Annotated in this window: 26 protein-coding genes, 1 tRNA gene and 1 other RNA gene; 19 read left to right on the plus strand and 9 right to left on the minus strand. The window is 66.4% G+C overall.

The window, feature by feature from the left end; genetic code table 11:
• Positions 1 to 145 precede the first annotated feature (145 nt).
• Complete coding sequence (locus tag NRB20_RS04130) at positions 146 to 919, minus strand: queuosine precursor transporter (RefSeq protein WP_319944453.1); 774 nt, start codon at positions 917 to 919, stop codon at positions 146 to 148.
• A gap of 49 nt (positions 920 to 968) precedes the next feature.
• Here NRB20_RS04130 and NRB20_RS04135 point away from each other — a divergent pair, with 49 nt between their 5' ends.
• On the plus strand, positions 969 to 1,460 hold the full coding sequence (locus tag NRB20_RS04135) for a DUF4190 domain-containing protein (RefSeq protein WP_153407911.1): 492 nt from the start codon (positions 969 to 971) through the stop codon (positions 1,458 to 1,460).
• Between the two features lie 68 nt (positions 1,461 to 1,528).
• On the opposite strand, the gene NRB20_RS39495 is transcribed toward NRB20_RS04135, so the two are convergent.
• From NRB20_RS39495 to NRB20_RS04150, 3 genes are read right to left on the minus strand one after another with little or no spacing between them, the layout of a single operon-like run.
• Positions 1,529 to 2,305, minus strand: a complete 777-nt coding sequence (locus NRB20_RS39495) for an RDD family protein (protein ID WP_153407912.1) — start codon at positions 2,303 to 2,305, stop codon at positions 1,529 to 1,531.
• Between the two features lie 50 nt (positions 2,306 to 2,355).
• Positions 2,356 to 3,276 carry a tRNA glutamyl-Q(34) synthetase GluQRS gene (gene gluQRS / locus NRB20_RS04145; protein ID WP_153407913.1) on the minus strand — a complete coding sequence of 307 codons (921 nt, stop codon included), beginning with the start codon at positions 3,274 to 3,276 and terminating at the stop codon, positions 2,356 to 2,358.
• A 2-nt stretch (positions 3,277 to 3,278) separates the two neighbouring features.
• The gene (locus NRB20_RS04150; protein WP_319944455.1) at positions 3,279 to 3,749 is read right to left on the minus strand and encodes a DUF309 domain-containing protein; all 471 of its coding nucleotides are present in this window, start codon (positions 3,747 to 3,749) and stop codon (positions 3,279 to 3,281) included.
• Between the two features lie 397 nt (positions 3,750 to 4,146).
• Between NRB20_RS04150 and NRB20_RS04155 the strand changes: the two genes are divergently transcribed.
• Positions 4,147 to 4,356 carry a DUF397 domain-containing protein gene (locus NRB20_RS04155; protein WP_319944456.1) on the plus strand — a complete coding sequence of 70 codons (210 nt, stop codon included), beginning with the start codon at positions 4,147 to 4,149 and terminating at the stop codon, positions 4,354 to 4,356.
• Positions 4,357 to 4,421: 65 nt separating this feature from the next.
• Here the strand turns inward: NRB20_RS04155 and qcrB are convergent, their stop codons facing one another.
• Complete coding sequence (gene qcrB, locus NRB20_RS04160; RefSeq protein WP_153407914.1) at positions 4,422 to 6,053, minus strand: cytochrome bc1 complex cytochrome b subunit; 1,632 nt, start codon at positions 6,051 to 6,053, stop codon at positions 4,422 to 4,424.
• A 118-nt stretch (positions 6,054 to 6,171) separates the two neighbouring features.
• On the opposite strand from qcrB, the gene NRB20_RS04165 reads away from it, so the two are divergent.
• The 4 genes from NRB20_RS04165 (at position 6,172) to NRB20_RS04180 (ending at position 8,280) form a co-directional block, all read left to right on the plus strand.
• Entirely contained in the window at positions 6,172 to 7,197 is a 1,026-nt protein-coding gene (locus tag NRB20_RS04165) for a WS/DGAT/MGAT family O-acyltransferase (protein ID WP_153407915.1), read from the plus strand.
• The gene (locus NRB20_RS04170) at positions 7,197 to 7,544 is read left to right on the plus strand and encodes a hypothetical protein (protein ID WP_153407916.1); all 348 of its coding nucleotides are present in this window, start codon (positions 7,197 to 7,199) and stop codon (positions 7,542 to 7,544) included. The genes NRB20_RS04165 and NRB20_RS04170 overlap by 1 nt, the downstream gene beginning before the upstream one ends.
• A 167-nt stretch (positions 7,545 to 7,711) precedes the next feature.
• Complete coding sequence (locus tag NRB20_RS04175) at positions 7,712 to 7,963, plus strand: antitoxin (protein ID WP_194289724.1); 252 nt, start codon at positions 7,712 to 7,714, stop codon at positions 7,961 to 7,963.
• Positions 7,960 to 8,280 (plus strand): type II toxin-antitoxin system PemK/MazF family toxin, encoded by a 321-nt coding sequence (locus NRB20_RS04180; RefSeq protein ID WP_319944457.1) that lies wholly within the window; start codon positions 7,960 to 7,962, stop codon positions 8,278 to 8,280. The genes NRB20_RS04175 and NRB20_RS04180 overlap by 4 nt, the downstream gene beginning before the upstream one ends.
• A gap of 193 nt (positions 8,281 to 8,473) precedes the next feature.
• Here NRB20_RS04180 and NRB20_RS04185 read toward each other — a convergent pair whose 3' ends face one another.
• On the minus strand, positions 8,474 to 9,055 hold the full coding sequence (locus NRB20_RS04185) for an HhH-GPD-type base excision DNA repair protein (RefSeq protein ID WP_153408584.1): 582 nt from the start codon (positions 9,053 to 9,055) through the stop codon (positions 8,474 to 8,476).
• Positions 9,056 to 9,242: 187 nt separating this feature from the next.
• Between NRB20_RS04185 and NRB20_RS04190 the strand changes: the two genes are divergently transcribed.
• The gene (locus NRB20_RS04190; RefSeq protein ID WP_153407917.1) at positions 9,243 to 10,067 is read left to right on the plus strand and encodes a methyltransferase domain-containing protein; all 825 of its coding nucleotides are present in this window, start codon (positions 9,243 to 9,245) and stop codon (positions 10,065 to 10,067) included.
• Between the two features lie 84 nt (positions 10,068 to 10,151).
• Here the strand turns inward: NRB20_RS04190 and NRB20_RS04195 are convergent, their stop codons facing one another.
• Together NRB20_RS04195 and ffs are read right to left on the minus strand one after the other, a co-directional pair.
• Positions 10,152 to 11,438, minus strand: a complete 1,287-nt coding sequence (locus NRB20_RS04195) for an aminotransferase class I/II-fold pyridoxal phosphate-dependent enzyme (RefSeq protein ID WP_153407918.1) — start codon at positions 11,436 to 11,438, stop codon at positions 10,152 to 10,154.
• Between the two features lie 176 nt (positions 11,439 to 11,614).
• An RNA gene (gene ffs, locus NRB20_RS04200) (signal recognition particle sRNA small type) lies at positions 11,615 to 11,709 on the minus strand.
• Between the two features lie 138 nt (positions 11,710 to 11,847).
• On the opposite strand from ffs, the gene NRB20_RS04205 reads away from it, so the two are divergent.
• The 4 genes from NRB20_RS04205 to NRB20_RS04220 all read left to right on the plus strand — a co-directional run bounded on the left by NRB20_RS04205 (position 11,848) and on the right by NRB20_RS04220 (position 14,998).
• Positions 11,848 to 12,849, plus strand: coding sequence for a resistance to Congo red protein (locus tag NRB20_RS04205; RefSeq protein ID WP_153407919.1), 1,002 nt, complete (start codon positions 11,848 to 11,850; stop codon positions 12,847 to 12,849).
• Between the two features lie 64 nt (positions 12,850 to 12,913).
• Positions 12,914 to 13,001 (plus strand) — tRNA-Ser (locus NRB20_RS04210).
• Positions 13,002 to 13,252: 251 nt separating this feature from the next.
• A complete protein-coding gene (locus NRB20_RS04215) occupies positions 13,253 to 14,056 on the plus strand; it encodes an SDR family oxidoreductase (protein WP_153407920.1) in 804 nt (267 codons plus the stop codon).
• A gap of 63 nt (positions 14,057 to 14,119) precedes the next feature.
• Positions 14,120 to 14,998 carry a helix-turn-helix transcriptional regulator gene (locus NRB20_RS04220; RefSeq protein ID WP_153407921.1) on the plus strand — a complete coding sequence of 293 codons (879 nt, stop codon included), beginning with the start codon at positions 14,120 to 14,122 and terminating at the stop codon, positions 14,996 to 14,998.
• Here the strand turns inward: NRB20_RS04220 and NRB20_RS04225 are convergent.
• Positions 14,995 to 16,146, minus strand: coding sequence for an LLM class flavin-dependent oxidoreductase (locus tag NRB20_RS04225; protein ID WP_153407922.1), 1,152 nt, complete (start codon positions 16,144 to 16,146; stop codon positions 14,995 to 14,997). The two genes, NRB20_RS04220 and NRB20_RS04225, sit on opposite strands and share 4 nt — an antisense overlap.
• Positions 16,147 to 16,437: 291 nt before the next feature.
• Between NRB20_RS04225 and NRB20_RS04230 the strand changes: the two genes are divergently transcribed.
• From NRB20_RS04230 to NRB20_RS04265, 8 genes are all read left to right on the plus strand, one after another.
• Entirely contained in the window at positions 16,438 to 17,142 is a 705-nt protein-coding gene (locus NRB20_RS04230; protein ID WP_319944458.1) for a hypothetical protein, read from the plus strand.
• 256 nt (positions 17,143 to 17,398) lie between these two features.
• Positions 17,399 to 18,103 (plus strand): hypothetical protein, encoded by a 705-nt coding sequence (locus NRB20_RS04235; RefSeq protein ID WP_153407923.1) that lies wholly within the window; start codon positions 17,399 to 17,401, stop codon positions 18,101 to 18,103.
• A 145-nt stretch (positions 18,104 to 18,248) separates the two neighbouring features.
• Entirely contained in the window at positions 18,249 to 19,463 is a 1,215-nt protein-coding gene (locus NRB20_RS04240; protein ID WP_153407924.1) for an acyl-CoA dehydrogenase family protein, read from the plus strand.
• Positions 19,460 to 20,893, plus strand: a complete 1,434-nt coding sequence (locus tag NRB20_RS04245) for an LLM class flavin-dependent oxidoreductase (protein ID WP_153407925.1) — start codon at positions 19,460 to 19,462, stop codon at positions 20,891 to 20,893. The genes NRB20_RS04240 and NRB20_RS04245 overlap by 4 nt, the downstream gene beginning before the upstream one ends.
• Before the next feature lie 141 nt (positions 20,894 to 21,034).
• Complete coding sequence (locus NRB20_RS04250) at positions 21,035 to 22,408, plus strand: styrene monooxygenase/indole monooxygenase family protein (RefSeq protein ID WP_153407926.1); 1,374 nt, start codon at positions 21,035 to 21,037, stop codon at positions 22,406 to 22,408.
• Between the two features lie 325 nt (positions 22,409 to 22,733).
• Positions 22,734 to 23,849, plus strand: coding sequence for a dimethylsulfone monooxygenase SfnG (gene sfnG, locus NRB20_RS04255; RefSeq protein ID WP_319944460.1), 1,116 nt, complete (start codon positions 22,734 to 22,736; stop codon positions 23,847 to 23,849).
• A complete protein-coding gene (locus tag NRB20_RS04260; protein WP_153407927.1) occupies positions 23,849 to 25,069 on the plus strand; it encodes an SfnB family sulfur acquisition oxidoreductase in 1,221 nt (406 codons plus the stop codon). The genes sfnG and NRB20_RS04260 overlap by 1 nt, the downstream gene beginning before the upstream one ends.
• 191 nt (positions 25,070 to 25,260) lie before the next feature.
• Entirely contained in the window at positions 25,261 to 25,776 is a 516-nt protein-coding gene (locus tag NRB20_RS04265) for a flavin reductase family protein (protein WP_153407928.1), read from the plus strand.
• Positions 25,777 to 25,865: the final 89 nt, after the last annotated feature.

A 25,865-nucleotide genomic window follows, 5' to 3' on the forward strand; every position in this document is an offset into this window, starting at 1 on the left:
ACGCTGATGATCGGTGAGATAGGTGGGGAATCGTCGAACGTTACAGTGGCCGATGCTGACATCGGGGCGGGCGCAACAGCATTCGGACACCCGATTGGTTCGGGTGTCCGAAAGGTATTGGGGTGGAGGGGGTTACCGCGAGGGGTCAGCTGTAGAGGGCTGGGCGGTCGAGGGGGGCGTAGGTGGGTTCGCGCTTCTTGAGGAAGGCTATGCAGCGGTAGCTGATGGGCATGACGATGACCTCGCAGAGAGTTTTCCAGATGAAGCCCACCAGAACGTAATTCAGGAATGCGCCCCAGGTGTTGATGCCGATGGCGGTGGCGGCGATGGAGCAGAAGATGAGGGTGTCGCCGAATTCGCCTGCGACCGTGGAGCCCAGCAGGCGGGCCCACAGGTGCTTCTCCTTGGTGCGCTCCTTGATCAGGACCAGGGTGACCGAGTTCAGGAACTGGCCGACGACGTATCCGGCCAGACCCGCGGCGACCAGTTGCGGGGTGGTGCCGGCGACGGTGCGGAAGGCGTCCTGGTTGCTGTAGAAGTCGGCGGCGGGCAGGCCGATGGCGATCCAGAAGCACAGCACCATCAGCGCCAGCATGCCGAAGCCGTAGTAGATGGTGCGGCGAGCGGCCTTGAAACCGTAGACCTCGCTGAGGATGTCGCCGATGACGTAGGCCAGCGGGAACAGGAAGAACGCGCCGTCGGTGGTGATCGGCAGGATCTCGAGCGGTCCGAGCGACAGATGGTGTCCGCCGAAGAACTGCACGCCCTTGGTGGCGCAGATGTTCGAGATCATCAGGGTGGTGGTGAAAACCACCACGATCAGGGTGTACGGGCTCCCCACGGCTCGCGCGAACGACGCGTGCTCGGCCGCGGGGCGTCCAGACTCGTCGATTTCCGGCGTTTGTCTTGTTTCACTCACGAGATAATCACGATACCGGGAAGCGGGTAGCTTGGAATAGGCTGAGCGAATGACGAATCCCGGCGATTCCGACGAGTGGTGGAAGCAGTACGGCGGCGAGGGTGTGTCGTCGGAGTCGGGGGGCCAACCATCGGCACCGCCGCCTCCGCCGGCCTACAACGCGGCCCCGCAGTACCCGTCCACCCCGCCTCCGCAGCCCTATCCGAGCTATCCCCAGCAGCCGGTGCAGCCGATCGCGCAGCCCTACGCGGCCGCGCCCGGTTATCAGCCGTACGGCTATCCGCAGCCGCGCAGTTCCAACGGTATGGCCATCGCCTCGCTGGTCACCTCCCTCGCCGGGCTCGCGACCTGCGGTGTCACCTCGATCGTCGGGGTGATTCTGGGATTCATCGCGCTCGGTCAGATCCGCGAGCGTAATCAGGACGGCCGCGGGATGGCGCTGGCCGGAATCTGGATCGGGATCGGGATCATCGTCCTGGTCGTCGCGTACTTCGTCGTCGTGGTGGCCATCATCGGGAGTTCGTCGTCGAGTACTTATTGAGACTCGGGAGATGACAAGGGGCGCATCCGTGATCGGATGCGCCCCTTGGTATTTCGGTGTGGCGGGGGTCAGCCCTTGATCACCTGGGTGCCACCGGCGATCCGGTCGTGCCAGCCCTGTTTGATGGGCGACTGCTCGATGGTGACCATCATGACGATGATGATGACCAACGCGGCGATGCCGCCGAGGCACCAGACCAGGTTGCAGATCGCGTAGATGTTGCGGATCAGCGCCTGCTGGAAGTCCGGCTTCGGTGCGCCGTTGGGGCCCAGCGTCCGCAGACCGAGGATCTTCTTCCCGAGCGTGAAGCCCTGCGTGGCTTCCATCACCGGGAAGTACAGCGCACCGACCAGGCCCAGGAGCAGCCCGCCGACCATCTGCGCGCCGAAGGAGAAGCCCAAGGTCATCTGGATGAGGAAGTAGAGCAGGTAGCCCGGGATGAGGACGATGATCATGTCGATGACCCGCGCACCGATCCGAATGCCCAGCTCACCGGGCTGCGCCCCCGGCGGCAGACCCGGAATCCCCGGCATCCCGGGGAACCCCGGCGCGCCCGGCGCACCATACCCCGGCTGCCCGTAAGGCTGCTGCTGCTGCGCATAGGGATCCGACGGATACTGCTGCCCGCCGACCGGCTGCCCGTACGGTTGCTGCCCGTAGGGGTCCTGCGGTGCCCCCTGCGGATACTGCTGTCCCCCCTGTGGGTACGGTTGCTGGCCGTACGGCTGCTGCTGCCCGTAGTCCGGCTGACCCGCGTAGGGCTGCTGACCGGGCTGCGGATAAGGCTGACCGTACGGCTGGCCGCCCTGGGGGTATTGGTTGGGGTCGTACCCACCGCTCGTCATATTTCGTGTAGTCCTCGTAGATGTGGTCGTGGCTTCGGACCCGGCGTACGTTACGGATTCCGGCTCGGTTCCACCACATCATTGGTCGCGAGTACCCACGGCGTGGTGGGCAGCAGTGCGGGCCGGAACTGTGCGAGCAACTCGTGCGGGCGATTTGCCCGATATCCCAGCGAGTCCGCGAGCAGCGCGAACACCTGTTGCGGTGATTCGCCCAGCGCCCGCCGATCGGCGAGCGTGACGGCTCCGTCACGTTTGGCCAGACGTTTGCCGTCACGATTGAGCACCAGCGGAACGTGTACGTACCGTGGCACATTCACGCCGAGCAACGTGGCCAGATACGCCTGCCGCGGCGTGGAGGGCAGCAGATCGTCGCCGCGCACCACCTGATCCACCCCCTGATCGGCGTCGTCGACCACGACCGCGAGGTTGTAGGCGGGGATGCCGTCGCCGCGCCGCAGCACGAAATCGTCCACCAGGCCCCGATAATGCCCGCGCAGCCCGTCGACGATCTCGAATTCGCTTGTCTTCGAACGTAATCGCAACGCCGCCGGACGCCCCTGTGCGCGCCGCTCGGCACGTTCGGTCGCGGACAGCTCGCGGCAGGTGCCCGGATACGCGCCCATCGGCCCGTGCGGCGCCTGCGCGGCCTGCTGGATTTCCCTTCGGGTGCAATAACATTCGTAGGTCAGCCCGGCCGCGGTGAGCCCGTCGACCGCGGCGTGGTGCAGCGCGAGCCGCTCGGACTGGCGGGTGACCGGACCGTCCCAGTCCAGACCGAGCGCGGCCAGATCGGACAGTTGACGTTCCGCCGCCCCGGGGCGTACCCGATCCAGATCCTCGATCCGGATACCGAAGGCGCGTCCGGTGGTACGGGCGAACAACCAGGCGAGCAGTGCGGTGCGCAGATTGCCCAGATGCAGATCGCCCGAGGGGCTCGGGGCGAATCGGCCCGCGCCGGAATGTCCGTTCATGTTCAGCCCCGTAGACGAGGAATCAATTTTTCCTCGGGGATCTCGCGTCCGGCGGCCAGATCGGCCAATAGACGTTCGGCATGAGTGCGTAGACCTGCGCCGTCGAGCCGGTACGGCAACGGTTCCGCGTCCGCCAGCCGCCCGACGGCCCGTTCCAGCAGTGTCCTGGCCCCCTTCGGATTACCGCGCTGGATGTGCGTGAGTCCGACCGCGTATTGCGCCAGTCCCTGCCACAGCATCCTTTCGGCGAACGGTCCGCTCTTCCAGGCGGCCTCCAGCACCTCGTGCGCGTTGAAGGCGAGACCGTCGTCGAGGAGTCGCTGGGCGTAGTCCAGCGTCTCGTCGGGCGCCAGCTCGAGATCCTCCGGAATCCGCTCCACACCAGGGGTGCCAGGAGGTAGCGGGCGTCCGAGGCGGTCGCGGGGGCGGGCATTGCGGGCATGTCCGGCATCGTCTCGATCGCGTTGCACCACGGCTCCATGATCCACGGTGTGCGCGGCGGGTGTCGGTGCGGGCGGATCGGGGTACGGGAACTTCGGTCGAATTATGTACCTAATAATGTTTGCCCGACTCGAGAAATGTTAGCTGGCTATAATTCTGCAAACACATTCGATGGTTCCGGTCTGGGCGGATATGCATGATTGGATTCGAAAAGAGGACAGCGCAACATTGCGGAAACCTGCTAGTGTCTGAACGGGGGTGAGGCCCCCGCAAGGTGCGGAAAGTGGACACGCACCACGAGTCAAGCAGTACGCAGACTGCGCCCCGCGGGGCGCAGTAACGGGGTTGCTGTCTTTTCGAGGGGATCCCGCTGCCGGAACGAATGAAGTCAGCTAATTCTCAGCTCGAAGCGATGAAGGAGCAAGTGCCGTGAAGTTGGATACAACCGATGCCGTGTGGTTCAAGAGCAGACACAGTGGTCCGGATGGAAACTGTGTCGAGGTGGCGTTCCTGCGCGACGGCAATGTCGCGCTGCGGGACACCAAGGATCACGGCCGCGGTCCGATGCTGGGGTTCACTCCCGGCGAATGGGATTCGTTCGTCGCGGGGGTGACGAGTCGGCTGTCGGGGCGGGGCTGACCGGCCGATAGAAATCGACACATCGGGCCCCGGGCCGTGCGGCTCGGGGCCTTCGCGTGTGCGGATCAGTCCCGGTTCTCGGGTTCGCGCACCCGGCTCCGCAGCACCGCGAGTTGCTCGCGCTCCCGGTTGCGGTCGGCTGCCTCCAGTTGTTCGGCCTCTACCTGCGGATCCGCCCGCAGGAAGCTGCCGAGGCCCGGTTTGCCGGAAAGGCCCAGCCGGTTCATCTTCTTCGGGATCGCCGCGCCCTGATACGTCAGCGGAATCGGATGTCCGTGCGCGTCGACCGGGCCCAGCGGCTGATGGATCTCGATGTACTCGCCGTGCGGCAGCCTGCGCACGATGCCGGTCTCGATCCCGTGCTCGAGAACCGCACGATCGCTGCGCTGCAACGCGATACACATCCGGTAGGCGAGCAGATAGGCCAGCGGCGGCGCGATCAGCAGACCGATGCGGAAGATCCAGGTGGTGGCGTTGAGCGAGATGTCGAATTTCAGGGCGATGACGTCGTTGACGCAGGCCAGGGTCAGGACCAGGTAGAACGTCAACGCCATCGCGCCGATCGCGGTGCGGACGGGGACGTCGCGGGGGCGTTGCAGCAGGTTGTGCGCCGCGCGATCGTGACTCAGGCGTTTCTCGATCCACGGATAGCTGATCAGCACGCCGAAGATCACCGCCATCATGACCGCGACCGCGACGGGCCCCGGCACGGTGTGCCCGAGCGGGTACATCTCCCAGGCCGGGAACAGCCGCAGGAATCCGTCGGTCCACATCATGTAGAAGTCGGGCTGGGTGCCCGCCGAGACCTGAGATGGGTTGTAGGGCCCCATGTTCCAGATCGGATTGATCTGCAGGACGCCGCCCATGAACGCGACGATGCCGAGGGTGAACATGAAGAACGCGCCCTGATCCGCGGCGAACACCGGCACGATGCGCGCGCCCACGACGTTGCGTTCGGTGCGCGCCGGGCCGGGGAACTGGGTGTGTTTCTGGTACCAGACCAGGGCGACGTGCGCGGCGATGAGCGCGAGCATGATGCCGGGTAGCAGCAGGACGTGCGCGATGTACAGGCGCGGGATGATGATCGTGCCGGGGAAGTCGCCGCCGAACATCAACCAGTGCAACCACGTTCCGATCACCGGGGTGCTCATGGTGATGCCCGCGAACGCGGCGCGCAGGCCGGTGCCGGACAGCAGATCGTCGGGCAGCGAATAGCCGAAGAAGCCCTCGAACATGGCCAGGATCAACAGCACCGCACCGATCACCCAGTTCGCCTCGCGCGGTTTGCGGAACGCGCCGGTGAAGAAGATGCGGCACAGGTGCACGATCATCGAAGCGGTGAAAAGCAGTGCGGCCCAATGGTGTACCTGTCGCACGAACAGCCCGCCGCGCACATCGAAGCTGATGTCCAGGGCCGATTCGTAGGCGCGTGACATCGAGACGCCGCGCAGTGGCTGGTACGAGCCGTTGTAGACGACCTCGGTCATCGATGGGTCGAAGAACAGCGTCAGATAGATGCCCGACAGCAGCAGGATGATGAAGCTGTAGAGCGCGATCTCGCCGAGCAGGAACGACCAGTGCGTCGGAAAGACCTTGTTGATGGAACGTTTCGCGAAACCGGCCGCCCGGTATCGCTGATCCGCCGAATCAGCCTGTCCGGCAAGCGTTCCGCTGCTGAGACCTGTGCGTACTGCCATGGCAGTCACCCCGCCCCGGGTGTGATGGATGGATCTTCTACTACGCAGCGTAGCACTTTCGAAGCCGCAGATCGATGGGGATTTTTCGACTCATACCACGGGTGGATATCGTCGTCGGGTGACTTCGCTGGCGCCGCAGGACGCGACGAGATATTGGTTGTCGCGTCGCGCGGTCAACGATCTGTTCCTGCTGTATTGCTTCGATGATGCCGGGGCTTCGTTCGAGTCGTTGCGGGAGGAGGTGCTCGCGCGGGCCGCCGGGATTCCGGATCTGGGTGTGCGGCTGCGGGAGTATCGCTTCGCGTATCCGCGGTGGGTTTCGTGTGATGCTGTGGCCTCGCAGATCACCGAGCCTGTGGTTGCCGGTTCCGTGTGGACGGATGTTGTTGCGGCACTGGAGAATCTGTTGTCCTGTGGTGTTCGCGCCGAGGAGTATCCGTGGCGGCTGCATCTGTTTCGCGGTGTTCGTGGTGCACCGGGTGGTGACGCGCCCGCGCTGGTTGCGGTGTTGCAGCTGTCGCATGCGTTGGCTGATGGGCGTCGTGCGGCCGATATCGCACGGGCGCTGTGGAGCGATGTTCCTGTGTCCGAACCGAATTCGTCTGAGCGCGTGTCGGCATGTCGGGGTAGGTTGGCGCGTGCGGTTGTTCGCGGACCGCTTCTGGTGGAGACTGCGGCACTGCTGAAATTCCCGATTGCCATGGCTCGCACGGTGATTCGTGGACTGGCTGCCGAACGCGCCCGCCGCGAACTCGCAGATCTGACAACGCGCGGCAAAATCCCCACGCCCGCAACAGATTTCCCACCGACCCGACTCAACCACCCACCCGCGCCGACCTCCCACGCCATCCGCATGTTGGTCCGCGACGACCTACGCGTCCCCGGCCACACGGTGACCGTGGTGGCGGCAACCGCGATAGCTGTGGCCCTCTCCCGTTACCTGTCCGAACACGGCGAACCGAATATCCGCCTCGGCGCACAGATCTCGATGGCCGTCCCCGCGCCGCCCAGCAGTTCGTCGCCCCGCAACAACTACGCAGACCTGGCCATCGAACTCCCTGTGCGAGAACCGAATCCACACATCCGAGCCGCCCGCATCTCCACCGCCCTGACCGCCCGCCGCACCCGAACCCTTCACCCCTGATGACCACCCGCAACGCGGTAACCGAGGTGATCCCCGCCCCCGTACTCCGCCGCGACATCGCCGCCTACCCCCTCGACCGCACCCCCGAAACCCTCCCCGCCCACACCGTGCTCTCCAGCGTCAACCGCGGCCCCGCCACCCTCACCTTCGCCACCGCCCCCGCCCGCTGGACCGCCGGCTTCCCCGCCCTCGGCACAGTAATGCACCTGACCCACGGCCTACACGGCCTCGGCCCCACAATCACCCTCTCCATCCACGCCGACCCCGCCGTCATCCCCGACATAGACACCTACGCCGACCTCCTGAACACGGCCCTCACCGAAACCGTGACAGCCCTGCTTACCTGACTCGTCTCACCCATCGTTCATGCGCCGGAAATGGCGGAGCGACGATGATGCGGTGTATCGAATCCCGGATTCCGGTGGGCTCATTTCATTTCGAGGCGCGCAGAGCCAAACTTGCTCCAGCCTGCTCCAGGCTGTTCTGACGGTGCGTTTGTCGGTATCATATTTGTATGACACATGCGATGACAGTCCGGCTGGACGAGGAGACGTTCCAACAGCTGACAGATCTGGAGGCGGCTTCGCCGTCGCGGTCTGCCGCAGTCGTTGCAGCAATCCACGAGGCGTGGAATCGGCTGCAAGAAGAGAAGTTGCAGGCGGCCTACACGGCAGTCGTCGCCGAGTCGCCGAGTTACCCGTTCGAGAACGACGAGGAGCGCTCCGCGCTCCGGGCGCGCCGTAACGCTCGGCAGGCGACCGCGTGAGCCCAACCGCTGCGCCTGTACGCGGCCAGGTCTATCGAGCGGACCTCGGCTATGGGCTCGAGCCTTGGCTCGTCGTCTCCAACAATGGTCGCAACCGAGTCACGGCCGATATCTTGGCTGTACGGCTGACGACCACGAAGCGGGAGCTGCCGACCTGGGTGGAACTCACACCGGCCGATCCGCTCAACGGATACGTCAACACCGACAACATCGAAACCTTGAGCAAGAACGAACTTGGTGAGTATCTCGGCACCTTGTCACCAGCATCTATCTTGGCAGTCAACCGAGCACTCGCCATCGCGCTCGGCCTGCCTTGACCCGACATCGGGTTACGAGGACCTCGCCGTCGCGTGCCGCTTCCAGAGGTGTCCCCCGAAGGTCCTGCGCTTCATTGACATCCGGCCCGGTGTCCGTCTCGTCGGAACCACGGGCCAGGTAGATCTCCTGGGGCTGATCGAGGCTAAGGATGATGACGGCGACCGTCTCGTCGCAGGATGAGCGATGAGATGCTCACGCCTTCTTCTTGGCGGCCGCCTTCTGTTCCTTCTTGAACGCTCGTACCTCGAGCAACGTCTCCCCGTCCACGATGTCCGCCGCCGAACGTCGCGAGTTGTGTTCCGAGTACGCCCCTGCGGCCTTCTCCCATCCGCTCGGCCGGACCTCGAGTTGTTTGCCGAGTAGTGCCAGGAAGATCCGTGCTTTCTGGTCGCCGTAGCCGGGGAGGTCCTTGAGGCGGCGCAGGACTTCCGTGCCGTTCGGATCGTCCTGGGTCCAGATTCGGTCGGTGTGGCCGTCGTAGTGTTCGATGACGTATCGGGCCAGGTCCTGGGCACGCCGGGCCATCGAGCGGCCGTAACGGTGAATTGCGGGTGGTGTGGCCGCCAATTCCTCGAACTCGGCGGGGTCGGCCTCGGCGATCTTGCGGATGTCGAATCCGCCCATTCGGTCGGCGAGTTTGCGCGGGCCCCGGAATGCGTGTTCGAGGGGGTATTGCTGATCCAACATCATCCCCAGGAGCAGCGCGAACGGGTCCGAGGACAGCAGCAGATCCGCTTCGGGTTCCTGCGCGAGACACAGCTGATGGGTGGCCATGACGTCGATCATCCCACTCCAGCGGGTGCTCGAGATCCCCGAGAAGGCTCCGGGCGGCTGCGGACGACGCCCCGCGAATCGAAACCGGCGAGTAGCCGGATGTGCCGCGTAGGCTCGGCGCATGCCTGACACTCTGGTGATACCCCCCACAGTGGGCACGGTGCCGAAAGACAGAACGGCAAGTTATATGGCGTCCACAGACAGCACCACACCCTCTGCCCGGCGACCGGATCGATTCGATCGGGAAGGGCACGATCAACTCATCGATGTCCGTGATCTGCAGGCCGCGTTGCCCGGGATCGCGCGGCTGCGGTCCTGGGCCCACGAGGCGCTGGGGTTGCGGCCGGGCGAGAGCGCGGTCGACATCGGGTCCGGGACCGGGTCGGAGGTGCTCACCTTCGCCGAGGCCGTCGGTCCGCACGGCGAGGCCGTCGGTGTGGAACCCGATCCGAATCTGCTCGCCACCGCGGAACGTACTGCGGCACAGGCGGGTTCGGTCGCACGGTTCGTCACCGGGGACGCCTACGGGCTGCCGTTCGGGGCAGGATCGTTCGATGCGGCGCTGTGCGAGCGCGTGTTCCAGCATCTGACCGCGCCGGTGCGCGCGACCGCCGAGATCGCGCGGGTGCTGCGGCCCGGCGGGCGGGTCGTGGTGACCGACAGCGATTGGGGCACCGCGATCGTGCATCCGGGCGACCGGAAGGTGACGCACGAGGTGATCGAGACGCTGATCGGCAACACCACCAACCCGTTCGCCGGACGTCGCCTGCACGGACAGTTGCAGCAGGCGGGGCTGGTCGTCGACGAGGTCGGCTCGCACGCGCTGGTGCAGGACGCCGGGATCGGCGCGGGTGCGCTGGTCGCGCGGATCTCCGCGATGGCGGTGGCGCGCGGCGCGATCACCGAGCAGCAGCGCGAGCGGTTGCTGGCCGATCTCCAGGTGGGCGCGGAGTCCGGCGACATCCACCTGTCGGTGACCATGTTCGCGGTCCTGGCGCACAAACCCGCGTAACCACAACACTTTTCGAACGACGAACGGGCCGCCCGCTACAGGGCGGCCCGTTCGCGTTCCGGACCTATCGGGCGCGCAACCGCTCTACTTGTCGAGCAGCTTCTCCGTGGCCGCGAGCAGCACACAGGTCGCCAGGCCGTCCATCGCCTTCTCCAGGTCACCCAGCGGCGGGAAACTCGGTGCGATGCGAATGTTCTTGTCCTCCGGGTCTTTTCCGTACGGGAACGCCGAACCCGCCGGGGTGAGCGCGATTCCGGCGGCCTTCGCCAGCGCGACGACCCGGGCGGCAGTGCCCTCCAGCACATCCAGGCTGATGAAGTAGCCGCCCTTGGGCTCGGTCCACGACGCGATCTTCGACGCGCCCAGCCGATCCTCCAGAATCCGCAGCACCAGAGCGAATTTCGGCTCCAGGATGGCGCGGTGCTTCTGCATGTGCGCGCGCACGCCGTCGGCGTCGCCGAAGAATTTCACGTGCCGCAGGTGGTTGATCTTGTCCGGGCCGATGCTCTTCTTCGCGGCGTGTTTCAGGTACCAGTCCAGGTTGGCGGTCGAGCCGCCCAGGAAGCTGACCCCGCTGCCGGCGAAGGTGATCTTCGAGGTGGAGGCGAAAACGAAGGGGCGGTTGGGGTTTCCGGCCGTGGCGGCCAGGCCCAGCACGTCCAGCGAGGGTTCGGTGGTGTCGGTCAGCGGGTGCACCGCGTACGCGTTGTCCCAGAACAGCCGGAAGTCCGGCGCGGCCGCGGGCATCGAAACCAGTTCCCGGACAATGTCTTCGGAGAAGGTGACACCGGTCGGGTTGGCGTAGTTCGGCACCGCCCACAGGCCCTTGATCTGCGGGTCCGCGGCCACCGCCGCGGCGATGGCGTGCACGTCCGGGCCCTCGGGACCGATCTCGATCGGGATCATCTCGATGCCGAGCGCCTGCGTCATCGCGAAGTGCCGGTCGTAACCCGGACTGGGGCACAGGAATTTGACGACCGGCTCGTCCACCCAGCGGCGCGCGGAATCGGCGGTGCCGTACAGCAGCGAGAACGTCAGCACCTCGTGCATCAGCTCGAGGCTGGAGTTGTTCCCGGCCAGGAGGTTGGCCACCGGGATGCCGAGCAGCTCGCCGAAGATCGCGCGCAACTCCGGAAGCCCTTGCTGCCCACCGTAATTGCGCAGATCCGTACCGGCCGCATCGCGAAATTCGGTGCCGGGCAGGGTGAGCAGCTCCAGCGAGAGGTCGAGTTGCTCGGGCGAGGGCTTACCGCGGGTGAGATCCAGTGTCAGCTTTTCGGTTTCGAGCTTCGCGTAGTTCGCGGTCTGCGTCTCGTGTTCGGATACGAGTTCCGCATGGCTCATCAAACCGATCTGCGTTTGCCGGGGCATCACTCAACAGCCTTTCCAAGCAGCGTGGGGATTGTGTTCGGACGCGGCCCGCGCCGGGTCCAGCAATCCACGTTACTAGGGATTATCACCCGAGGTGCGGCATATGCTGTGTCTGCGGCCTACGCTCCGCTGCGGCATGTTCGCGGCCCCCGAAGGCCGCGAACCAGAGCGGGGAGGTAAGGGGACCCCGCGCACCCGGCAGAGCCCGTTGACCCTTGCTGCCTTCCGGCCCTGGGGGAGTTCACAGGATGCGCGCCGCGCGGGATCCGTCGGCCAGTGTAGCGGCTCCCCGACACCCCGTCCGCACGCGCCCCCGGCAAACGCAGGAGACGTGGCGGCGGTCGACTCGCTACGATCTGTCGAACGTTCCGAGGGGGCTTCGGCTACCGCACCCGGAGGGAAGGAAAACATGACGGAGAACACCCCGCCGCAGGACGAGTCGCCGCAGGACGCCAACCAGTGGTGGTCCACCCCGGCCAGTACCGGTTCGGGCACACCGCTGACCGGCACCGATCCGACGATCCTGGGCGGCAACCAGGCTTTCGGCACCGCCGGGCACGCCCAGCAGCCGTACACGCCGCCGACGTACAACCCGCAGCCCTACGGCCAGTCGGGGGTGCAGCCGATTCCGCAGCCGCCTTCGCAGCCGACGCCGCAACCGGTCGTCCAGCCGCAGATGGGGTACACCGGACAGCAGCCGCAACCCCAGTTCACCGGCGGTTACCCCCAGCAGCCCGCCTTCACGCCGCGTCCGCCGCAGAAGAGCAACGCCGCGCTGTGGATCATCGGCGGTGTGGTCGGCCTGGTGGTGATCATCGGTGTCGTGATCGGCATCGTCGCGGTGAGCAGCAGCAACGACAGCTCCTCCTCGATCCTGGGCAAGAACAAGGTCGACGGCGACTACAACATGTCCAGCGTCAGCAACGCGTGCAACCTGGTCGACATGACGGTGCTGAGCAAATGGGCCACCACCCCCAAGTCCAGCCCGACGCACACCGAACGCGCACCGGACAGCACCATCGGCGGCGGTTCGCTGGACTGCAACGGCTCCTACGAGGGCGGCGGCGGCAAGTACAGCACCAACAGCGCTTCGCTGTCCCTGGACGTCAACTTCCAGAGCAAGTACGGCTCGCCCGACTACACCATGTGGAAGGACTCCGACACCAAGACCACGGGCAGCGGCCGCAGCTCGGGTGATCTGCCCGGTGTCGGCTCGCAGGCGTACTACGCCGTCGAACAGGACGACTACTCCAGTTTCACGGTCTACAACTACACCTGCGCCACGATGGACTCCAACCTCTCGGCGAAGGTCGAACTGCGCATCTACGCCGACAGCACCCTCAACAAGGACGACGTCGCCACCACCTGCAAGAACCAGCTCAAGAAGGTCCTCACCGGCCTGCACAAGTGAGCGTCGACCCCCTCCGACAGGCCGGTTTGGTGCCACCAGGGGGTCAACCGGTATATTGCTGACCGGAGGATTCGCCTAGTGGCCTATGGCGCTCGCCTGGAACGCGGGTTGGGTTAACGCCCTCAGGGGTTCAAATCCCCTATCCTCCGCCACGGCAGAGCCCCGGCGGGATCAATTGATCCCGCCGGGGCTCTGCTCGTTCTCCGGGGATTGAGGGGGGCTCTCGCGGTACCTGTCTCGGCAGGGACTCCCGGACGTTCCGGACGCCTGTCAACGTTTGAGTCGGCTCCCGGCTACACGGCGGAGAACCGATGGATCCGCGGAGCCTCATCGATTCGATTCGGCTGCATCGGACGCGCGAGCGGGTCGGCGCATGCTGCCGCGACAGAAGGAGCGAAGGTCAATGGCGGATAGTCAATTCACTACTCACGCAGAGCTTTTCGATCTGAGTGGGAAGTACGCACTCGTCACCGGCGGTACCAGGGGGATCGGGATGATGATCGCGCGCGGGCTGTTGCGGGCGGGTGCTCGCGTCGTCGTCAGCTCGCGTAAGGCGGATGCGTGTGCGGAGGCGCAGCGGTTGCTGTCGGAGTTCGGCGATGTTCGAGCAATTCCCGCTGATCTGTCGAGGTATGACGAGTGTCAGCGTCTCGCGGACCTTGTCGTGGGTGACTCGGAAAGCCTGGACATCCTCGTCAACAATGCCGGAGCGATGTGGCGTGAGCCGCTGGAGACGTTCCCGGACGAGGGTTGGGACACCGTGCTCGACCTCAATCTCAAGGCCCCGTTCCGGCTCGTGCAGGCGCTGCTGCCCGCGCTTCGCCGGGCGGGTACCGCCGAGGATCCCGCGCGGATCATCAACATCGGCAGCATCGCCGCCATTCACGTCGCCGCTGCGCCCAACTACTCGTACGCCAGCAGTAAGGCGGCGCTTCATCAGCTCACCAGGGTGCTTGCCAGGGAACTGGGGCCACAGCACGTCACGGTGAACGCGGTGGCTCCGGGAGTGTTCCCGTCGGAGATGATGGCGGCCACGCTCGAGGCGATCGGGGACGAGATCGCGGGGAAGGCACCGCTGCGCCGGATCGGCCGCGACGACGACATGGCCGGGGTCGCCGTGTTCCTCGCCAGCCGGGCCGGGGCGTATATGACGGGTGCCATTGTCCCGGTCGACGGTGGCGTCGCGACGACGGCAACAGGTACCTAGGTGTAACCGTCGGGGTACCAGCAGTGCCTCCTTCGGCCCGCGGACAGTGCTTATCGTGAAGGGATGGCGATGACCGATCTGCGTACCGAGATCAAGGAGTTCCTGAGCTCGCGTCGTGCGCGGATCGCGCCCGAACGGGCCGGACTGCCCGCGTACGGCGGCAACCGCCGGGTCAAGGGGCTGCGTCGTGAAGAGGTAGCCCTGTTGGCCGGGGTATCGGTCGACTACTACGTGCGGATGGAGCGTGGCAGTCTCACCGGCGCTTCCGACGGGGTGCTCGACGCGTTGGCTTCGGCCTTGCAACTCGACGAGGCCGAGCGCGATCACCTGTTCCACCTCGCGCGGCAGTCCAGGACGCCCGGCGGTGCACGCCGTCGGCGACCCGCTGTGACGGTGCGTCCGGCGCTTCAGCAGGTGCTCGACGCCCTCACCGACGCCCCGGCCTGGATCTGCAACGGCCGTTACGACGTGCTGGCCACGAATCAGCTTGCCCGCGCGCTGTATTCACCGGTGCTGGCCGACCCGCGACGGCCCGCGAACACCGCGCGGTTCGTGTACCTGAATCCCGAAGCGGCACAGGCGTTCTTCGTCGACTACGACCGGATCGCCTGCGATGTGGCCGCGAAGCTGCGCATGGAAGCCGGTCGCAATCCGCACGACGCGGAACTGATCGCTCTGGTCGGCGAATTGTCAACGCGCAGTGAGCTGTTCCGACAGCGGTGGGCATCCCAGGACGTTCGGCTGCACCGGTCCGGACACAAGCGTCTGCATCATCCGGTGGTGGGCCGGCTCGACCTGGACGTCGAGTCGATGGACCTGTCCTCCGAACCCGGCCTGCTCCTGAACGTCTACACCGCGCCCGCGGGCACGGCCGCCGCGGACGGCTTGGCGCTGTTGGCGTCGTGGGCGGCCGGCCAGGCGACCGAGATTCGGCTGATCTAGCTGCTGCTGGCGGCGGCGGTCGCGAAGGGGGTCGTAGCGGCCGGACGGAAGCGACGGGTGGGATGCTTCCAGAGCCCGCGACGTTCGAGAATGGGCAGCACACCCTCGCCGAACCAGTACGCCTCCTCGACGTGCGGGTAGCCCGACAGGATGAACTGGCTGATGCCGAGGCGGGAGTATTCGACGAGACGTTCGGCGACCTCTTCGTGCGAGCCGACCAGGGCGGTGCCCGCGCCGCCGCGGACCAGGCCGACGCCTGCCCACAGGTTGGGGGCGATCTCCAGACGGTCGGTGGCGCCGCCGTGCAGATCCAGCATGCGGCGCTGGCCCTCGGATTCGCTCTTGGCCAGATTCGCTTGCACGCGTTCGATATCCGCGGGATCCACGGCCTCCAGCAAACGATCGGCTTCGGCCCACGCCTGCTCGGAGGTGTCGCGGGAGATGACATGGATGCGCAGGCCGTAGTCGAGCTTGCGACCGTGGTCCACGGCCAGCCGACGGATCCACTCGAGCTTCTTGCTCACTGCGAAAAGTGGCTCGCCCCAAGTCAAATAGGTATCCGCGTACTGTGCGGCGATCGGGCCCGCGGGTGCCGAGGAGCCGCCGAAGAACACCGGCGGGATCGGATCGGGGTGGTTGTTGAGCAGCGCGTTGCGGACCTGAAGGTGTTTGCCTTCGAAGCTGATCGGCTCGCGGTTACCCCACAGTTCACGCACGATGTGCAGGAATTCGCCGGTGCGCTCGTAGCGCTGTTCCTTGTCCAGGAAGTCGCCGTACGCCTGCTGTTCGTGCGGTTCGCCGCCGGTGACGACGTTCAGCAGCAGCCGGCCGCGCGAATGCCGCTGGAAGGTGCCCGCCATCTGCGCGGCCAGCGTCGGGCTGACCACGCCGGGACGGAAGGCGACCAGGAATTTCAGCGTCTCGGTCGTCTCCACCAGCATGGCCGTGGTGAGCCAGGCGTCCTCGCACCAGGCCCCGGTCGGGGTGAGCACCCCCTCGAAACCGTTCTCCTCCGCGGCGCCGGCGATCTGATTCAGATAGCGCAGCGAGGCGGGTCGATCGCCCGACATCGCGGTGCCGTGGCCGCCCGCGACCAGGTTGCGGGAATCGCCGTAGGTGGGTAGGAACCAGTGGAAGTTCAAGCTCATTCGAGCGCAACCCTTTCAGGATGGAACAGTTCTTCGGGCGGGCGGCGCGCCGCGCGGGGACGGCGCTCCAGTACGCGATACTGCCCGAATCGGACACCCGGGTCAGCGGTTGAAATCTGGGTGTTTCTTAACCTGTCGTGATCGTCACGTGATGCCCGACGCTGATGGTCGGCCGCTCACGGGCAGTGTGAGCGGCTGTTCTTCGGCGAACTCTGCCGAATCCTCGCGATGCCGGTCACGGGGAGGTCGTGGCCAAGCACGGCGTCGCGATTCGAAGATGAGGGAAATACCGTGAAATTGAACAAGGTCGCTGTGGTCGCGGCCCTGGTCGTCACGGCGCTGGGATTGTCGTCCGGTGTGTCTTCTGCCACACCGAACGGGTCCGACGGCGTCGTCGATTACAAGGCAACCACCACCAAGAGTTCGACGATCATCTCCACCGACGCCGGATCGCTGGATGCGCGTGACGGGGTGTTCACGATCCGGGCGAATAACGGAAAAGTCCTGGCCGGGACCGAATTATCCTTCCGGGTGGATGATTTCGTGTTTCCGATCGCCGCGGATATCGCCGGTCGGACCGCCACGTTGACCCCGCGGTTCGACGTCCAGCACGCGGTGTACAAGCCGGTGGATCTGCCGTATCAGAACACCGCGCCGTGGAAGACGCCGTACGACCGCGAGCAGGCGGCGTGGAACCGGTTGACCAGCACCATCAGCGCCGGCGCCACCGTCGGCACCCTGGTCGGCGGCCTGACCGGCGGGGCCGTGGGCTGCTTGCTCGGCGGTATCGCGGGGGCGACCGTCGCCGCGGCCGCGATCGTGGGTCTTTTCGGCGCGTTCCTGCCCGCGGCGCTGGTCGGCTGCTTCGGCGGCATCATCGCGGTCGGTGCGCTGGGCACCCTGGCCGGACAATTGCTGGTGACCGCGCCGGTCGCGGTGATCGCGGCGATTCAATATTTCACCACCATCAATGCGCCGTTCACTCCGGCAAGGTAATGTTCACCACTATCACGACGCCGTTACACGAACGGCGAGGTGATCGGTGAATCGGACCCGGTGCGAATGCACCGGGGGGACACCGCCCCGCTCGGGAATACCGGGCGGGTGCGGGTCCGGAGTGAGACCTGTGCCGGCGGGGCTCATGGATTCCCCGTCGAATGAATTCGTCCTGATGGGCGGATGCATTCGCATGTGGGGCGGTGCAGCGCCCCGGTCCTGTCGGTTTTGATGATGAGGGAATACAAAAGTGAAGATGCGTAAGTTCGCGGTGGTCGCGGCTCTCGTAACAACCGCACTCGGCGTCACCGCCGGGGGTGCCAACGCCGCGCCGCAGCAGAGCGCGCCGGAGGCCGTCAACTTCAAGGCGTGGTCGACTCCGACCGCTTCCGTCGTTCAGACCGACGCCGGTTCCATGGCCGTCGAGAACGGCGTGTTCAAGATCAAGGCCGCCGACGGAAAGACCGTTGCCGGAACGGAACTGAAGTTCCGGGTCGACGACTTCGAATTCCCGATCGCGGCGAACATCGCCAACCACACCGCCACCCTGACCCCGCAGTTCGACATGGGGCACGCGGTCTACAAGCCGGTGGATCTGCCGTACCAGAACACCGCGCCGTGGAAGACCCCGTACGACCGTGAGCAGGCGGCCTGGAACCGGATGAAGGACACCATCTCCACCGGTGCCACCGTCGGTACCCTGGTCGGCGGCCTGACCGGTGGCGCCATCGGATGTGTGCTCGGCGGTATCGCCGGTGCGACCGTGTCGGCGGCGGCGATCGTGGGCCTGTTCGGCGCGTTCCTGCCCGCCGCGGTGATCGGCTGCTTCGGCGGCATCATCGCCGTCGGTGCGCTGGGTACCCTCGCGGGTCAGCTGCTGGTGACCGCTCCGGTCGCCATCGCGGCCGCGGTGCAGTACTTCCAGACGATCAACGCGCCGTTCGTTCCCGCTGGTAAGTAATTCTCGGTTCGCAGCGCCCCGTCCGGATTCCGGGCGGGGCGCTGTTGGCTTCCGGATGAGGTCCGGCGGCGTTCGCGGCGAAGGTATTTCGATCCCGCTGCGCGTAAACCGTGAGCGAGCGACGAGTTCGGGCGATCGTTCCGATATGACCTCCACCGCCTCGCGCACCACCACCGATTCCGAGCTCACCGAGATCTTCGCGCCCGTCTTCGAGCGGATCGCCGCGGGCGCGTTGCAGCGCGAGATCGACCGCCGCCTGCCGCACGAGGAGGTGGGCTGGTTGCGTGCCGCGAAGTTCGGCGCGTTGCGGGTGCCCGTCGAGTTCGGTGGTTACGGGGCCAGCGCGCGGCAGTTGTTCGGGTTGCTGATCGAGCTGGCCGCGGCGGAATCCAATCTGCCGCAGGCACTTCGGGTGCACTTCTCGTTCGTCGAGGATCAGCTGCTGGCCCAGCCGTCCCCGGCGAGTGAGCAGTGGTTGCGGGCGGTGGCGAACGGGACGCTGGTGGGTAACGCGATCACCGAACCCGGTGTGGGCGCGGTGGATCGGTACCGAACCACGTTGACCCCGGACGGGGCGGACTGGCGGTTGAACGGCGTCAAGTACTACAGCACCGGATCGCTGTACGCCGATCACATCCTGGTCGCGGCGGATCAGGACGGTGAGCGGGTGTCGGTCCTGGTCGACGCCGAGGCCTCCGGGGTGCGGCAGCACGACGACTGGGACGGTTTCGGGCAGCGGCTGACCGCAAGTGGCACAACCGAATTCGAGAACGTCGCGGTGGCCGCGGACCGGGTTCTCGGACCGGGATACGGCGGGCCCGGCGCGACCTACGCCACCGCCTATCTCCAGCTGGTGCAGTTGGCCGTGCTCGCGGGCATCGCCCAGCGCGCCGAACTCGACGTGCGGACCTGGGTGGCCGAGCGTACCCGCACCTACACGCACGCCGCCGCGGATCTGCCGCGCGAGGATCCGCTGGTACAGCAGGTGATCGGTCAGCTCTCGGCGGCGGCGTTCACCGCGCGGGCGACCGTGCTGGCCGTCGCCGACCGCCTGGACGAGGTGCTGGATTCCGGCGCGAGCGACGAGAACGCATTGGTGGCACTGGAATTGGCGTCCGCGCAGGCGCAGCTGGGGGTGATCGACATCGTGTTGGCGGCGACCACGCGGCTGTTCGAGGTCGGTGGCGCGTCGATCGTGTCCGAGCGGCTGCGGCTGGATCGGCACTGGCGCAACGCCCGGACCATCTCGGTGCACAATCCGGCGATTCAGAAGGCCCGCGCCATCGGTGATCACCTGCTCAACGGCACCGCGCTGCCGTTCGCGTGGAGTGCGGGGGCGCGCGGGGGAGCCGCGAAATGACCCGGCGGATCCGGTTCAACGCGTTCGACATGAATTGCGTCGCGCACCAATCGCCGGGACTGTGGCGTCACCCGCAGGACCAGTCGCATCGGTACACCGAGCTGAGTTACTGGACCGAACTGGCGAAACTGTTGGAGCGCGGGCGATTCGACGGCATCTTCATCGCCGACGTGCTGGGCACCTACGACGTGTACGGCGGTGACGACACCGCCGCGCTGCGCCAGGGCGCGCAGATCCCGCTGTCCGATCCGCTGCTGCTGGTGTCCGCGATGGCCGCTGTCACAACGCATCTCGGCTTCGGCATCACCACCGGGACCGGGTTCGAACATCCGTATCCGTTCGCCCGGCGGCTGTCCACGTTGGATCATCTCACCGGCGGACGGGTCGGCTGGAATGTGGTGACGGGCTATCTGCCTTCGGCCGCAAGGAATTTCGGCGAGGCCGATCAGCTCGACCACGACGATCGGTACGACCGGGCCGATGAGTATCTCGAGGTGCTCTACAAGTTGTGGGAGGGCTCCTGGGCAGAGGACGCGGTGGTGCGTGACGCCGAGGCCGGGGTGTACGTGGATCCCGAGAAGGTGCACCACATCGGGCATTACGGCACGCACTACACGGTTCCGGGTATCCACCTGTCCGAGCCGTCGCCGCAGCGCACGCCCGTGATCTATCAGGCCGGAGCCTCGCCACGCGGCACCCGGTTCGCTGCCGAGAACGCGGAGGCGATATTCGTCGCGGCACCCTCGAAACGCGTTCTCGGGCAGACCGTCTCGCGAATCCGGGAGGCGTTGCGCGAGGCCGGGCGCGATCCGTACTCGGCACGGATCTACGCGCTGGCGACGATCGTCACCGATGCCACCGACGAGGCCGCCGAGCGCAAGCATCGGGAGTATCTCGAGTACGCGAGCGTCGAGGGCGGGCTGGTGTTCATGTCGGGGTGGATGGGGATCGACCTGTCCGAATACGATCTGGACGATCCGATCGGCCAGGTCCGCAGCAATGCGATCCAGTCGGCGGTGTCGGCGTTCCAGGAGTTCGACGACGACGGCCGCGAGTGGACGGTGCGCGATATCGCGCGCTGGGCGGGGATCGGCGGGATGGGGCCGGTGTTCGTCGGTTCGGGGGAATCGGTGGCGGATCGGTTGCAGGAGTGGGTGGAGCAGACCGATGTGGACGGGTTCAACCTCGCCTACGCGATCACCCCGGGCAGTTTCGAAGATGTTGTGCGACATGTGATTCCGGTGTTGACCGAGCGGGGCGCGTATCCGACCGAGTATGTGCCGGGCACGTTGCGCAACGCGCTGTTCGGTGCGGGTGATCGGCTGCCCGAGGAACATCGTGGTGCGCGATATCGCTTGGGCGGCAAGGCATCCACGGCGTACCCGGCCTCGGTGCGACGTCCGGATCTGACGGTCGCCGCGCAGTCCTGAATCCGGCCCGAATTGTGAAACTGCGGATTTCACAATTCGGGCCTTCTTTCGTGCTCGTACCTGCCGGAAACCGCTGCCACAGATTGGTTCTCGGTGATTGCAACACTCTGCGGCCGACCTGCTCGATTGCAGAATTTCCTTATGACTGAACAGAATTCGTCTCGAACCGCAGCAATCATCGGGGCCGGGCAGACCGGCGTCACCGCCGCACTCGGCCTCCTGGACGCGGGGTTCCAGGTCACCGTCTACAGCGATCGCGATCAGCAGAGCCTGCGCAACGATGTCCCCGCCACCGGCACCGCGCTGGGTTTCGGTGAGGCGCAGGCCGCCGAGGCCGCGCTCGGGCAGGACACCTTCGTCGATCGCGCGCCCAATCACTCGGGGTTGAGCGTGCGTTTCGCGGGACCGGAGAATGCCGAATTGATCGGATTCGACGGCAATTTCGACGGATTCGTCGGTCTCGCGGTGGACACCCGGCTCAAGGCCGACGAGCGGCTGACCGCGTTCCAGGAGCGCGGCGGGCGTTTCGTGGTGGACCAGGTGACGCCGGAGAAGCTGGACAAGATCGCCGCCGAGAACGATCTGACCCTCGTCGCCACCGGACGTGGCGGCCTGTCGGACCTGTTCGCGATCGACACCGACCGCACGGTGTACTCCGAGCCGCAGCGCAAGCTGCTGACCGTCACGTTGACCGGATTGGGTAACGGCCCAGAGGTTTTCGCGCATCGCAGCCCGAAAGGTGGTGCGCACAGCCTGTTCTCGATCTTCGCCGAGCAGGGTGAGGCGTGGTGGGGTTCGTATCTGCACAAGGACGCGGGCGCGTCGTGGGTGTTCCTGGGCTGGGCGCGGCCCGGCAGCGATTGGGACAAGCGTTTCGCCGCAGCGGATTCCGCGTCCTCGGCACACGAGATCGTCAAGCAGATCTACCGCGACTACATCGACTGGGATCTGCCCGAGGTGCTGTCCACGCAGGTGATCGAGGAGGATCCGCACTCCTGGCTCAAGGGCGCGGTGCGTCCGGTGGTGCGCAAGGCCGTCGGCACGACCGCGAACGGACATCTGGTGCTCGCGATCGGCGATACCGCCGTGGCGTACGACCCGGTCGCCGGACAGGGTGCGCAGAGCGGGCTGATCCAGGCGCAGCGCCTGGTCACCGCCGCCGCGGCCCATGAGGGCGAGTTCGATCGGGCCTGGCTCGAGGCGCGGTACGCGGACTTCCTGAGCTTCCGCTCCGACGCGGCGGCCAAGGCGACCCGGCTGTTCCTGAGCGACCCGGAACTGGCCGACATCAGCAACCGCTTCTTCCCGGCCGCCCAGGTGGACGAGAAGTTCGCCTCCGCGTTGGTCTCCCTGCTGCACCGGCCGCAGCCGTTCCTGCCCATCGACTCGGTGGCCGCCGCCGACGCGTACATCGAGGAGGTCACGGGCGTGAAGGCCGAGGACATCCTGGCCACCTTCGCCCCGGCGGGCCGCTTCGAGCGGTCGCAGTACAGCGCGGCAGCTGTTGAAGTCTGAGGACAGCCACCGCCACCCGATTCCGCCGGCCACCGACAACGCCAACAGCGAGGTCGCCCAGTTCCGCCAGCTCCAAATAACGCCAACAGTAAGGGGCGGGGCCCGGCTCGATTCTGGACTGACGGAGCGGGGGAGCGAAGCGGAGGAGCGGAGGAGGGAAGAATCGAGCCTTCGCCGGGCCCCGGCCCCGCCGGAGCGGAGCGGAGGCAATTGAACACAGCGCGATTCAAAACCTCGTGCCGGGTGTCTCGTGATGCTGAAGTGAAAGGCATACGGGGTGCCCGGTCAAGGGCGCAGGATCCGGCCGACACCACTGGGAGCAGGAGTGAGTACCGAAAAGATTGCCGAGCAGACGCGATTCGCCTACTGGGTGCCCAATGTCAGTGGCGGGCTGGTCACCAGTGATATCGAACAGCGCACGTCGTGGGACTTCGAGTACAACAAGAAGCTGGCCCGCACCGCGGAGAACAACGGTTTCGAGTACGCGCTGTCCCAGGTGCGCTACACCGCCTCCTACGGCGCGGAATTCCAGCACGAGTCGACCTCGTTCAGCCTCGCGCTGTTGGGCGCGACCGAACGGCTGAAGGTCATCGCCGCGATTCACCCGGGGCTGTGGCATCCGGCCGTGCTGGCGAAGTTCGGGGCGACGGCGGATCACCTGTCCAACGGGCGATTCGCGATCAACGTGGTCTCGGGCTGGTTCGCCGGTGAGTTCAAGGCGCTCGGTGAGCCGTGGCTCGAACACGACGAAAGATACCGGCGCAGTGCGGAATTCCTCGAGGTGATCCGCAAGATCTGGACCGAGGACGGCGTCGACTACGGCGGCGACTTCTACCGGATCCGCGATTTCACGCTCAAGCCGAAGCCGCTGAACACCCCGGAACGGCCGAATCCCGAACTGTTCCAAGGCGGTAACTCCACCGCCGCCCGCCGCAACGGCGGCCGGTTCGCCGACTGGTACTTCTCCAACGGCAAGGACTTCGACGGCGTCACAGAGCAATTGGACGATCTGCGCAATGTGGCACGCGCGCACGATCGCGAGGTGAAGTTCGGGCTCAACGGGTTCATCATCGCCCGGGACACCGAGAAGGAAGCCCACGACACCCTGCGCGAGATCATCGCGAAGGCGAACAAGCCCGCGGTGGAAGGGTTCCGGGACGCGGTGCAGCAGGCGGGCGCCTCGACCGGGGATCGCAAGGGGATGTGGGCCGATTCCACCTTCGAGGATCTGGTGCAGTACAACGACGGTTTCCGGACCGGGTTGATCGGCACGCCGGAGCAGATCGCCGAACGGATCGTGGCCTACCGCGATCGCGGCGTCGATCTGATCCTGGGCGGGTTCCTGCACTTCCAGGAGGAGATCGAGTACTTCGGGCAGCGGGTGCTGCCGCTGGTGCGCGAACTCGAGGCGCAGCGTCGTCCGGCGGTCGTGGCGGGCTGATGACAGCCACTGCCGCACAACGGATCACCTCCGCCGGGCACGCCCGGCGGGTGGCGCTGGAGCTGGCGGACGAGTTCGCCGTCACGGCCGCCGAGCGGGATCGCTTGCGGCAGTTGCCCCATGGCGAAGTGGAGCGGTTGGCGGCCAGCGGATTGCTGGCCGTCACCGTGCCCGCCGCGCACGGCGGCGCGGAGCTGCCGCCGAGCGAATTGGCCGAGGTGGTAAGGACTCTCGCGGTCGCGGACCCCAATATCGCGCAGATTCCGCACAGTCATTTCGTCTATCTGAATCTGCTGCGGCTGGCCGGATCGGCCGAGCAGCAGCAGCGGTATTTCGCGCAGGTGCTCGACGGGGCGCAGATCGCCAACGCACAGTCCGAACGGGGTGGTGCGACGGTTGCCGAAGTGGCGACCACGTTGCGCCCGGACGGGCCGGGGTTGCGTGTCGACGGTACCAAATACTATTGCACCGGTTCGCCTTTCGCGGGAATCCTCGCGGTGCTGACCCGGTTGGACGATCCCGAGGGACGCACCGGGTTGAGTCCCGGCGAGTACGTGGCCTTCCTACCCGCGAGCAGTCCGGGCGTGGAGATCCTCGACGACTGGAATGCGTTGGGGCAGCGCACAACCGGTAGTGGCACCGTGCGGTTCGACGGTGTTCGGGTCGAGCGTGATCAGCTCGTCGCCCGGGATGCGGCGGTGCGTGCGCCGACCGGGTACGGGGCGTTCGCGCAGCTGCTGCACGTGGCGATCGACACCGGCATCGCGCGCGGGGCACTCAGTGCGGCAACGGAATTCGTGCGTACTCGGAGTCGGCCGTGGTTCGAGGCCAAGGTCGAGCGGGCGATCGACGATCCGCTGGTGATCCAGCGCATCGGTGAGCTGGCCGTGTCGGTGACCGCCGCCGAGGCCACGTTGACGGCCGCCGGGCTGGCGGTCGACGCCGCCACCGCGAGTGCCGATCCGGGGCAGGACGTTATCGCGCGGGCCTCGCTGGCGGTCGCGGCGGCCAAGATCCTCGCCGACCGGGCCGCGACCGAGGTGTCGTCCGCGTTGTTCGAAGTCAGTGGAACTCGCAGTGCCGCAACCGAATACGGCCTGGATCACTTCTGGCGCAACGCCCGCACCCACACGTTGCACGACCCGGTCCGCTGGAAATACCAGCATCTGGGCCGCGCACTGCTGCATGACACCCCACCGCCCTTACATGGAGTGCTCTAGAAGGAGGCTGCACTTTCGGCCCGCCGCACCGTGCGGCTCCGCCCTGGATATGTGCTGGTCAGGAGTGGGAGCATGCCCGGAGGACCGGCGTTGGCCGGCTCGGAATCGACTTCGTCGCGGCCGTGCGATCGGCTGCGGCACCGCCGGGACGCGCAGAGCCACCGGCAGCGCATCGCTGGAAAGAGGTACCCATGTCCGAATTGCAGGAGATCCCCGCCGACGCCACCGGATTGCGTAGCGCCTTCGCCGCGTTCCCGAGCGGCGTGGTCACTGTGTGTGCCGAAATCGACGGTGTGCGTTACGGATTGGCGGTGAGTACGTTCGTTCCGGTGTCGCTGGATCCGCCGCTGGTGTCGTTCTGTGTGCAGAACAGTTCCTCGACGTGGCCGCGGTTGGCGCAGGCCAGTCATCTCGGGTTGAGTCTGCTGGGGACCGATCAGCAGGATGCGGCGCGGTCGTTCGGGTCGCGGACGGGGGATCGGTTCGCGGGGGTGGGGTTGCGGCGTGGCGCCGGGCACGCGGTGTTCGTGGAGGGGGCGTCGGCGTGGATCGAGGGGTCGGTGCACGCGCAGGTGCCCGCCGGAGATCACCAGGTCGTGCTGGTGCACATCCATCGGCTGGCGACCCGCGCCGATATCGATCCGCTGGTGTTCCACGGCAGTCGGTACCGGCGGCTGCACAGTGAGGAATTGCGTCCCGCCGGATGAGTCGCTCCGGCGTGTCCGACTTCGTGTCTCCAGTGATATCGATCACGTGTGCGGGCGTATGCCCGCAGGTGGGAATTATTGCTTCTGGA

Origin of the sequence: Nocardia macrotermitis (assembly GCF_009604405.1) — a bacterium.
Taxonomy (GTDB): domain Bacteria; phylum Actinomycetota; class Actinomycetes; order Mycobacteriales; family Mycobacteriaceae; genus Nocardia; species Nocardia macrotermitis.